The organism is Streptomyces sp. NPDC058955, from assembly GCF_042741435.1.
Lineage (GTDB): Bacteria > Actinomycetota > Actinomycetes > Streptomycetales > Streptomycetaceae > Streptomyces.
This window is the reverse complement of the sequence record NZ_JBHYKM010000018.1, coordinates 23,458-32,712: the sequence shown is the minus strand read 5'-3', so window position 1 is coordinate 32,712 and position 9,255 is coordinate 23,458. Positions and strand designations below refer to the sequence as shown.

Sequence of the window (9,255 nt, the reverse complement as noted above, 5' to 3'; positions counted from 1 at the left end):
CACCCGATTCAACCCCTTCTACCCCATCCCCCCCCTCGCCCAACCAAACTTGCCCCGAATCGTCGCGTTGTTGTTGGGCGGGGGCCGGGGCCCCGGCGCGGGCGGGCGGTTTCGATACCGGGCCGGCCCTGACGCGCCCCGGGCCTCAGCCCGTCGGCAGCACGCACACCTCGTCGAGCCCCAGCACCCGGTTCAGCCGCCCGAAGGCCAGCCACGATCCCAGACTCATCGTCAGCTCCACGATCTCCGCCTGGCTGTAGTGCGCGGTCATCCGCGCCCAGAACTCCTCGTCCAGGCCGTGGTGGTCGAGCGCGTACCGCTCCGCGTACTCCGCCGCGAGCCGCGTCCGCGCGTCGAAGGAGTCGGACACCTCCGTGGTCCGCCAGGCCGCGACCACCTCGTCGAAGCCCTCCTCGACCTTCACGCCGCCCCGGTCCGTCCGCCAGTCCAGGCAGAAGCCGCAGCCGTTGATCTGCGCGATCCGCAGCCGCGCCGCCTCGAACTCGCGCAGCCCCAGGGTCGTATGGGCGTACACCGACAGCGAGAAGTTCGCCGCCGCCGTCCCGATCTCCGGGACCATGTCGCCCCACACGTACCCGATCGGCTCCTGCCCCTCCGGAATGTCGATGATCACCGCGGTCTCCTTCCCAGCTTCCCCACCGCCGGCCGTATCGGCACGTCCAGCGCGTCGTAGAGCCCCGGCTCCGCCGCCGCCAGCCAGTCGATCGCGCCCACCAGGCGCCCGACCGCCGTCGCGTTCCCGCCGGCCGCCCGGTTCTCGTCCTCGTCGGTGGCCGCCACCGTCACCTCGATGCGCGGCCGGCCCTCGACGATCACCCGGTGCGCCCCGGCGCCGTCCGGCGGCACCGGCCAGTCCGGCGCGCAGGACGGATGGATCCGGGTCACGTGCTCGATCACGATCCGCGGCTCACCGCCGACGATCCCCTGCACCTCGAAGCGGACCGCGCCCTGCGTGCCCTCCTCGAAGACGCCCATCGTCCGCGTCTTCACCGTCGCCTCCAGCGGGCGCCGGTCCACCGTCTCGCGGATCTCCTCCACCTCGGCGCCCAGCGCCCGCGCCATCAGCCGGATCTGCCCGCCCCACACCATCGTCGGCACCGACGGGAAGAGCATCGGCGGCTCGTAGGCGAGCGGCTTGCCCATCCCGATCAGCTCGCGGACGGAGAACTCCTGCTCGTACGTCGAGTAGTCGAAGATCTCCTGGCAGCGGACCGCGTCCACCGTCGTGCCGAGCCCGCTGACCAGCAGCGGCAGCACGTCGTTGCCCCAGCCGGGGTCCACCCCGGAGGCGAAGAGCGACCCGCCGCCCTCGGCCACCGCCGCGAGCACCGGGTCACGGAACTCCGGCGGAGCGTTCCGCGGGTCGTACAGCGGGTACAGCGACGGCGTCACCACCACCGCGCCCGCCGCGACCGCCCGCACCACGTCCGCCAGGGCCCCGTCCGGCCGCACGTCGCCGGAGGCCGCGTACACCACCGCCCCCGGCCGCGCGCCGAGCACCGCCCCGACGTCGTCGCTCGCGGCCACGCCCAGCTCGTGTCCGAGCCCCGCGAGCGCCCCCGCGTCCCGGCCCACCTTCGCCGGGTCGGAGACCAGGACCGCCGCGAGTTCGAGCCCGGGATGGGCGTCCACGGCCCGGATGGCCGCCCGCCCGACATTTCCGGTTCCCCACACCACCGTCCGTATCATGCGCGGAGGGTAGCGCCAGGGGAGCGAGGTTCCCAGACCCGCGACGCATAGATCTGACGAAACGTCAGATCCCGTGTGCCGTACGGCGGATCAGCCCAGCCGCAGGGTCACGAACGGGATCGTGTCCCCCGGCAGCACATACCGCTCCACCTCCGTGAAGCCGCGCGCCAGCGCGAACCGCAGCCCCTCCTCGTTCGACGCCAGCACCACCGTCTCGACCCCCGCGTCGCTCAACGTCCGGGCGTGCGCCAGCCCCTGCTCGTACAGCGCCGTCCCGAAGCCCCGCCGCCGGTACTCCGGCAGGATCCGCGCGATCACCGTCGCCGCCGGCGTCTCCTCGTCCGGCGGACGCACGGTGGAACAACCCACCGCCGTCCCGCCCAGGTACGCCACCTCCAGCCGGTTCCGTCCGGCCCGCTCCCGCACCTCGTCGGCCGACAGCACCGCCGTCGGGATGATCGCGTTGTGGACCGCCCGCCAGTCGGCCAGCTCCCGCCCGCCCGCCGCCGGGACCACCCGCAGCTCCCCGTACTCGTCAAGATCGCTCATGCCCGCACCCCACCGCACCGGCCGCCCACCGGTCAACCGCGATCGCCGCCCCGCCCGCTCCGCCGTACGGGTGGGCCGCCGCCCTCCCGCGCAGCGCCGCCCGCCGAGCGGGTACGGATCGCTGCACTGCCCCCGGCCAGGAGGATGCCTTCCCATGCCCGCCTTCGTCCGCAAGGGCGCCCCCGCGCTCCTCGGCGCCGGCACCCTGTGCGCGGCCCTGCTGCTCACCGGCTGCGCGCACCCCGAACCGACCGCCGCCACCCCGCCGTCCGCTTCCGGCCGGCCGTCCGCGTCCGCCGCCGCGCGGAGCACGGCCCCCGAGGCCACCGACGCCCGCCCCGCCGGCCCCGCCCGCATCCCCGGCGTCGGCCCGCTCACCCAGGCCCGCGTCCCCGACGGCACCACCCAGGCCCTGGTCGTCACCGGCGCCACCGAGAACAGCAACACCGCCACCGTCGTCCTCCACCAGCGTGCCCCCGGCGGCCGGTGGTACGAGGCCGGCGGCCCCTGGCCCGCGCGCAACGCGCTCAAGGGCTGGACCGCCGACCACTCCGCCGGCGACCTGCGCACCCCCATCGGCGTCTACCGTATCGGCGACGCCGGCGGACGCCTGCCCGACCCCGGCGCCCGCCTCCCGTACGACGAGGACCCCGAGTTCGCCATCAGCGGCACCGGCTTCCACGGCGAATCCCTCGAAGGCTCCTTCGACCACGTCATCGCCATCGACTACAACCGCGTCCCCGGCCGCACCCCCCTCGACAAGGAACGCCCGCTCGGCGCGGACAAGGGCGGCGGCGTCTGGATCCACGTCGACCACGGCGGCCCCACCCAGGCGTGCGTCGCCCTCGACCGCGACGACCTGCGCACCCTGCTCGTCGCCCTCGACCCGGCCGCCGAGCCCGTCGTCGTCATGGGACCGGCCCCCGAACTCGCCCGCTGAGCGCGGGGATCCGGGGGCCGGCCGGGCCGGTGGGGCAGCGGATCAGCCGACCGCGCCCCGGAACGGCCCGGTGTGCAGCCGGATCTGGTCCGGCGTCAGATAGGCGTCGGTGTACTCGAAGTCCCGCAGCGTCCCCGCCTTCGAGGCCAGGAACCCGGTCCGCACGTAGTCGTCCCCGGCCACCGCGTTCAGCAGCCAGTTCGTCATCACCCGGGTCTTCGCCACATTGGTCCGCAGCGCCGCCCAGTGGTAGCCGCGCGCCACCGCCTGCGCCGCCGGCCCGTGCAGCTCCACGCCCAGCGGCTTCGACACCCCGTCCATCCCGCCCAGGTCCACCACCAGGCCCAGGTCCTTGTGCGTGTACGGCTGCGTCGACTCGCCGCGCAGGGTCGCCACCAGGTTGTCGGCGAGCGCCTTGCCCTGCCGCATCGCGTGCTGGGCCGTCGGCGGGCAGATCGCCCCCTCCTCGCCCTTCGCCAGGTCCGGCACGGCCGCCGCGTCGCCGAGCGCCCACACCCCGTCGAGTCCCGGCACCCGCATCTCCGGCGTCGTCACCAGACGGCCGCGGACGGTCTCCGCGCCGACGGTCGCGACGAGCGGGCTCGCGGCCACGCCGGCCGTCCAGATGAGGGTGCGGCAGGGCAGCACCCTGCCGTCCGTGAGGGTGACCGCCTCGTCGTCGACCGAGGCCACCGACACCCCCAGCGACACCTGGATGCCCCGCTTGGTGAGGATCTCCATGGCGGCCGCGCCGAGCTTGTCGCCGAGCTCGGGCATCAGCTTGGGCGCGATGTCGACCAGGTGCCACTTGATGAGCGCCGGGTCGAGCCGCGGGTAGCGCTTGACCGCGTTGTGGGTGAGCAGCTGGAGGCAGGCCGCCGTCTCGGTGCCCGCGTACCCGCCGCCGACCACCACGAACTGGAGCCGCGCGGCCCGCTCGTCGTCGTCGTCGCTGGCGTCGGCCAGGTCCAGCTGGGCGATGACGTGGTCCCGGATGTAGACCGCCTCGGCCAGCGTCTTCATGCCGCGGGCATGGTCGGCGAGCCCCGGGATGTCGAAGGTCCGGGTCACGCTGCCGGGCGCGAGCACCAGATGGTCGTACGGCTCGACGTCGTACTCCCCGGAGATCGTCCGCACCACCACGGCCTTCGCGTCCGTGTCCACGCCCACCGCGCCGCCCGGCACGATCCGGGTCCGGTGCTTCTGGCTGCGCCGCAGTGACAGCGCCACCGACTGCGGCGTCAGGACGCCCGCCGCCACCTGGGGGAGCAGCGGCAGGTAGAGCTGGTACGAGAAGGGCGAGAGCAGCGTGATCCGCGCCTCCCGCTCGGTCAGCCGCCGTTCGAGCCGCTTCACACAGCCCACTCCGGCGAAACCGGCGCCCACCACGAGAATCCTCGGTCGCGTCACGCTTGCCGCCTTCCGTATGAGCGTGCGAAGTGTCGCCTATGAGTGCTTAGGCGCGTGTATCACTTTTCGCTGACTTTCCGTGGTTCACCCTTTCTATCGCCATTGCGGCGGTATCGCTCTTCGGCGTGGTCCGCTCCGGGCCCGGTCCCGGGCCGCGCGCCCGTGCGCCCGCGCGGGCTCCGGTCGCCGGGCCCCAGCGCCCGGGTTACGTTGCCGAGGACCCCGCACGGAAGGCGGAAAGGGCACCATGACCACGTACCAGGTGGGCTATTTCGTCGGCAGCCTGTCGCAGAAGTCGATCAACCGGATCCTCTCCAGGGCCCTGCTGCGGGTCGCCCCGCCCGGCCTGGAGTTCCGGCCGCCGTCGACGCGGTGCCCAAGAACGCCATCGACTGGGCCAGCCGCCCGTGGGGGACCAACTCCTTCACCCACAAGCCGTCGGCCGTCATCGGCGCCTCCCCGGGCAAGATCGGCACGGCCGTCGCCCAGCAGAGCCTCCGCTCGGTGCTCAGCTTCTGCAACTCCCCGCAGATGAACGCCCCGGAGGCCTACATCCAGTTCACCCCGGGCCTCTTCGGTGACGACGGCGAGGTCACCGACCCGACGACCCAGCAGTTCCTGTCGGACTTCATGGACGATTTCAAGACGTTCATCGAGCGGGTCCTGACCGTCCTGCCGCAGAACTAGTCCTCCGCCACCAGCGTGGCCATCAGCCGCCGGACCGCCGGGCGGGGGTCGGGGGAGCCCGGCCAGGTCGTCATCAGCAGGTGGTGGCTCGTGCCGACGAGGGCGAGGGCCACCCCGGCCGGGTCCAGCCCGGCAGGGACGCGGCCCAGGCCGCGCTCGGCCTCCAGATAGCCCGCGACGGCCTCCTCGATCGCCGTGAAGCCCGGCGCGCCGGCGGCCAGCGCCTCGCGGATCCGGAGCGCGGCGGCGGGGCGGGCCATGGCGAGGCCGGAGACCGCGGGCCCGCCGGCGTCGAAGAGCGCGAGGACGACGGCGTCGAGGTTCCCGCCGACCGTGCCCTCGCCCACCGCCCCGGCCAGCGCCCGCGCCTTCGCGGCCGTACGGGCGAAGCGGTCGAGGCACAGCTCGGCCACGAATTCGTCGAACCCCGAGAAGTGGGCGTGCAGCAGCCCCTTCGCGCACCCCGCCTCGGTCGTCACCGACCGGCTGGTGAGCGCACCCGGCCCGTCCCGCTCCACCACCCGCTCGGCCGCGGCGAACAGCCGCTCGCGCACGTCCGGCGTCGCCACTCCACGCGGTGACATGACCCCGCCTCCCTCCGCCCCGGACCCCGGCCGGATCCGACTGCCTGGATGGTAAACGGGATTGCCGCTATGGGCACGCGCCCATACTGTTCGGGAATGGGCGCGTGCCCAAACTTCCCTTCGTGCGAGGAGGCAGTCGTGACCACCATCGTCAACACCGCGCAGGACCAGGCGTGGAACGGCCCCGAGGGCGCCCACTGGGCCCGCCACCAGGACCGCTGGAACGCCGTCAACGACGGCTTCAACACCCCGCTGCTCGACGCCGCCCGCGTCAGCGGTGCCGACCGCACCCTCGACATCGGCTGCGGCGCCGGACGGACCACCCGCCTCGCGGCCCGCCGCGCCCCGCGCGGACACGCGCTCGGACTCGACCTCTCCGCCCCGATGCTCGCCGAGGCCCGCGCCAGGGCCGCCGCCGAAGGCGTCGACAACGTCACCTTCACCCGCGGCGACGCCCAGACCCACCCCTACGACGAGGGTGCCTTCGACGCGGCGATCAGCCGGTACGGCGCCATGTTCTTCGAGGACCCCGAGGCCGCCTTCGCCCGCATCGGCCGCGCCCTGCGCCCGGGCGGACGGCTCGCCCTCGTCTGCCCGTCCGATCCGGAGCTCAACGGCTGGGTGACGGCCATGACCTCGCTGCGCGGCATCCTGCCGGTCGGCGACTTCGGCCGGCCGGGCCTCCCCGGCATGTTCTCCCTGGCCGTCCCGGACACCGTCCGCGCCCTCCTCGCCGCCGCCGGGTTCACCGGCATCGCGATCGAGGAGGCGCGGGCGTACGGCACCTGGGGCCGGGACGCCGCCGACGCGGCGGACTTCCTCCTCGCCACCGGCCCCGGCCGCCACCTGATGGACGGTGCCGACGAGCCCACGCGCGCCCGCGCCCGCACCGCCCTCACCGACCACCTCCGCGCCCACGAGTCCCCCGAGGGCACGGTCCGGCTGCTGAGCACGGCGTGGCTCGTGACGGCGGAGCGCCCTTAGCGGTTCGGGAGCGTCCCCGGCGGGTCAGAGGACGACGACGCCGAGCGGACGGGAGCCGGCCGCGAGGCGCTTCACCTCGCCCGAGCCGAGGTCGACGACGCTGATCCCGTCCCAGTACCCGTCCCGGGTGAAGCCGCCGGTCACATAGGCGGTCCGGCCGTCCTCCGAGACGGCCACGTCCTCGTGCGGCCCGTCGAGCGGATAGACGCGCTCGATGCCCTCGGGCGACCGCACGGTCAGGGACGGGCCCCGGTCCTCGCTCGGGTCGATCGGGCCGGTGCCGACGGCGAAGAGCGTCCCGTCCGGCGTCACGGTCGCCCCGTGCTGATGCGTGTTCGCCGTCATGGACTCGATCTCGACCCGCCCGGTGGCCGGGTCCACGACGGCCAGCCGCTCGCCCTCGAACGGCAGCAGCAGCTTGCCGTCCGACGGGCGCACGGCCGCGTAGTGCGGCTTCAGCCAGGAGCCGAGCCCGCCCTCGGTGCCGTACGGGGCGACCTCGACCCGCCGGGCGTCGAGCGAGGCCGCGTCGACGACGGTCACGTCGAAGGAGTCGTGGTTCGTCGCGTACACGGCGGAGCCGTCCCGGCTCACGTCGACGTCGAACGGCCGGCGCCCCACGTCCACCACGTCCACCACCTTCACGGACGCGGTGTCGATCACCTCCAGGGTGCCGTCGCCGCCGGGCACGTTCACGCCCACGTAGACCCGCTTCCCGTCGGGCGAGAGGGCGATGCCCATCCCGCCGCCCCGGTACTCGCCGGTGGTCACGGGACCGGTGTCCGTGCGGTACGGGACCAGGGCCAGGCGCTGACGGGTGGCGGTGTCGACGACGGCGACGCCCTCGGCGGTCGCGACCCAGGCCCGCCCGTCCTTCCCGAGCGCGAGCCCGTACGGCGCGGTGCCCACCTTCACGGAGCCGGTGGAGCCGCGCGCGGGGTCCACGAACGTGACGGTGTCCGACCCGAAGTCGGCGACGAGCAGCGTCCCGGCCGCCGTCGCCGAGGGCGCGGGCCCGGTGGAGGGCGGGGGAGTGACGGTGACGGTGGGGCTCGTCGGCGCGGCGGTCCCGGCGGCCGGAGCCTCGTCCGCCCGGGCGCATCCCGAGAGCAGGACCACGGCGACGGCCGCGGGCAGCAGGACGCGAGCGGTACGGGATGGGCGGCGGATCTTCGTCATCTCGGGCTCCTCGGTACGGGACAGGAGGAGGACACCGCGCGAACCGGCCCCTCCCGTACCCCGATCCTCCGTGCCCCCGGGTCCCGTCCCCTTCGACCGGCCGGTTACGTCCCCCGGCCCCTCCGGCGGACCCGCGGGTCGACCGATCGGATGACCCGGCGGAGCGCGCGCCCGGCAAGCGTGCCGGAGCCACGGCTCGGGCGGGCCGGACGCGGGTGGCGGGCAACGCCGCCGGCCAAGGGCAGCTCGTCCTCGAAGTCGCACGCGGCGACGGCCGCGTATCCACGGTCCCAGAGACACCGCAGCAGTGCGCTCACGGCGTCGACCGTCTCGGCCGGCGCGGCACCCGGCACGGCGTCGCACTCCAGTACGACCGACCATTCCAGGAAGTCGTCGGGGTGGGCGCGGGCGCCGGTCGCGTGGTCGTTGTGGGCGCCCGTCACCAGGAGCGGCCCGAAGACCAGGTCAGGCGAGGCCGGGGCGACGGCCTCGATGCCCAGGGCCGGCCGGAGCCGGTCGACGAGCGTCCCCGGATCGGCCGCGTCGACGTAGACCTGGCACTCCGCGTACCGCTCGGCGTCCACCGGCACGGCCCCTCGCCCTGATGTCGGTGGGTTCAGCCCTGCGGCAGCGACCGCATCGCCACGATGCCGGCGTGCCCGCCCGGGCCGCCCTGGCCGGGGACCGGCCCGGCGCCCTGCATGCCCGCCGGACCCGGCAGACCGGCGGGACCCGCCGACCCGGGGTTCCCGGGCACCGGCTGACCGGGCACGCCCGGAAGGCCCTGCGGCCCCGGCTGCCCGCCCTGCATCCCCGGACCGCCCTGCATGCCCGGCTGCCCCTGCATACCGGGCTGGCCCTGCATCCCCTGCATCCCCGGCTGCCCCTGCATGCCCGGCTGGCCGGGCATCCCCGGCATCCCGGGCATGCCCGCCGGGGCGCCGACGCCCATCGGCTGCTGCGGCGCGGGCGGGGGGGTCTTGATGTACCGGCTCAGGTCCCGCAGCACTTCCTCCGCGGTCTGGCGCACGTCACCGGGAACGTCCCCCCGCTCCCGTATGAGCTGGGCGTAGATCGGTGCGGTGCCGTCCGCGTGGTTCATGGAGTCCGTCGCTTCCTGTCAGCTGGGGCCGGTGCCACCCTTGGCGGGCAGACGGCGAGTCTACGGGGAACCGCTGACACCCCGTGGCGCGGGGAGCCCGCCGCCACCCG

General features: G+C 74.7%; 11 protein-coding genes. 3 read left to right on the top strand and 8 right to left on the bottom strand.

Translation table 11 applies throughout. From position 1 onward, the window contains the following. Nucleotides 1–145: 145 nt before the first annotated feature. The 3 genes from ACFW1I_RS10400 to ACFW1I_RS10390 form a co-directional block, all read right to left on the bottom strand. Nucleotides 146–634, bottom strand: coding sequence for a carboxymuconolactone decarboxylase family protein (locus tag ACFW1I_RS10400; protein WP_384668374.1), 489 nt, complete (start codon nucleotides 632–634; stop codon nucleotides 146–148). Continuing rightward, nucleotides 631–1,710: a dihydrodipicolinate reductase gene (locus tag ACFW1I_RS10395; protein ID WP_384668372.1), complete on the bottom strand. Its 1,080-nt coding sequence runs from the start codon at nucleotides 1,708–1,710 to the stop codon at nucleotides 631–633. The genes ACFW1I_RS10400 and ACFW1I_RS10395 overlap by 4 nt, the downstream gene beginning before the upstream one ends. A gap of 90 nt (nucleotides 1,711–1,800) precedes the next feature. Beyond that, nucleotides 1,801–2,259, bottom strand: coding sequence for a GNAT family N-acetyltransferase (locus ACFW1I_RS10390; protein ID WP_384668370.1), 459 nt, complete (start codon nucleotides 2,257–2,259; stop codon nucleotides 1,801–1,803). 154 nt (nucleotides 2,260–2,413) lie between these two features. Here ACFW1I_RS10390 and ACFW1I_RS10385 point away from each other — a divergent pair, with 154 nt between their 5' ends. Continuing rightward, nucleotides 2,414–3,199 carry a L,D-transpeptidase family protein gene (locus tag ACFW1I_RS10385; RefSeq protein ID WP_384668367.1) on the top strand — a complete coding sequence of 262 codons (786 nt, stop codon included), beginning with the start codon at nucleotides 2,414–2,416 and terminating at the stop codon, nucleotides 3,197–3,199. A 42-nt stretch (nucleotides 3,200–3,241) separates the two neighbouring features. Here ACFW1I_RS10385 and ACFW1I_RS10380 read toward each other — a convergent pair whose 3' ends face one another. After that, nucleotides 3,242–4,609: an NAD(P)/FAD-dependent oxidoreductase gene (locus ACFW1I_RS10380; RefSeq protein WP_384668365.1), complete on the bottom strand. Its 1,368-nt coding sequence runs from the start codon at nucleotides 4,607–4,609 to the stop codon at nucleotides 3,242–3,244. A gap of 372 nt (nucleotides 4,610–4,981) precedes the next feature. Here ACFW1I_RS10380 and ACFW1I_RS10375 point away from each other — a divergent pair, with 372 nt between their 5' ends. Then, a complete protein-coding gene (locus ACFW1I_RS10375; RefSeq protein WP_384668362.1) occupies nucleotides 4,982–5,296 on the top strand; it encodes an NADPH-dependent FMN reductase in 315 nt (104 codons plus the stop codon). Here ACFW1I_RS10375 and ACFW1I_RS10370 read toward each other — a convergent pair. Continuing rightward, complete coding sequence (locus ACFW1I_RS10370) at nucleotides 5,293–5,880, bottom strand: TetR family transcriptional regulator (protein ID WP_384668360.1); 588 nt, start codon at nucleotides 5,878–5,880, stop codon at nucleotides 5,293–5,295. The two genes, ACFW1I_RS10375 and ACFW1I_RS10370, sit on opposite strands and share 4 nt — an antisense overlap. A gap of 138 nt (nucleotides 5,881–6,018) precedes the next feature. Between ACFW1I_RS10370 and ACFW1I_RS10365 the strand changes: the two genes are divergently transcribed. Continuing rightward, nucleotides 6,019–6,864 (top strand): class I SAM-dependent methyltransferase, encoded by an 846-nt coding sequence (locus tag ACFW1I_RS10365; protein WP_384668357.1) that lies wholly within the window; start codon nucleotides 6,019–6,021, stop codon nucleotides 6,862–6,864. A 24-nt stretch (nucleotides 6,865–6,888) separates the two neighbouring features. Here ACFW1I_RS10365 and ACFW1I_RS10360 read toward each other — a convergent pair whose 3' ends face one another. The 3 genes from ACFW1I_RS10360 to ACFW1I_RS10350 all read right to left on the bottom strand — a co-directional run bounded on the left by ACFW1I_RS10360 (nucleotide 6,889) and on the right by ACFW1I_RS10350 (nucleotide 9,145). Further along, entirely contained in the window at nucleotides 6,889–8,043 is a 1,155-nt protein-coding gene (locus tag ACFW1I_RS10360; RefSeq protein ID WP_384668354.1) for a YncE family protein, read from the bottom strand. 104 nt (nucleotides 8,044–8,147) lie between these two features. Beyond that, entirely contained in the window at nucleotides 8,148–8,633 is a 486-nt protein-coding gene (locus tag ACFW1I_RS10355) for a hypothetical protein (RefSeq protein WP_384668351.1), read from the bottom strand. 26 nt (nucleotides 8,634–8,659) lie between these two features. Continuing rightward, complete coding sequence (locus ACFW1I_RS10350) at nucleotides 8,660–9,145, bottom strand: hypothetical protein (protein WP_384668348.1); 486 nt, start codon at nucleotides 9,143–9,145, stop codon at nucleotides 8,660–8,662. Nucleotides 9,146–9,255: the final 110 nt, after the last annotated feature.

Excerpts from the sequence above, each read along its gene's own strand:
- ACFW1I_RS10390 (WP_384668370.1), bottom strand. The coding sequence starts at position 2,259 with ATGAGCGATCTTGACGAGTACGGGGAGCTGCGGGTGGTCCCGGCGGCG.
- ACFW1I_RS10370 (WP_384668360.1), bottom strand. The coding sequence starts at position 5,880 with ATGTCACCGCGTGGAGTGGCGACGCCGGACGTGCGCGAGCGGCTGTTC.
- ACFW1I_RS10350 (WP_384668348.1), bottom strand. The coding sequence starts at position 9,145 with ATGAACCACGCGGACGGCACCGCACCGATCTACGCCCAGCTCATACGG.
- ACFW1I_RS10385 (WP_384668367.1), top strand. The coding sequence starts at position 2,414 with ATGCCCGCCTTCGTCCGCAAGGGCGCCCCCGCGCTCCTCGGCGCCGGC.
- ACFW1I_RS10395 (WP_384668372.1), bottom strand. The coding sequence starts at position 1,710 with ATGATACGGACGGTGGTGTGGGGAACCGGAAATGTCGGGCGGGCGGCC.
- ACFW1I_RS10360 (WP_384668354.1), bottom strand. The coding sequence starts at position 8,043 with ATGACGAAGATCCGCCGCCCATCCCGTACCGCTCGCGTCCTGCTGCCC.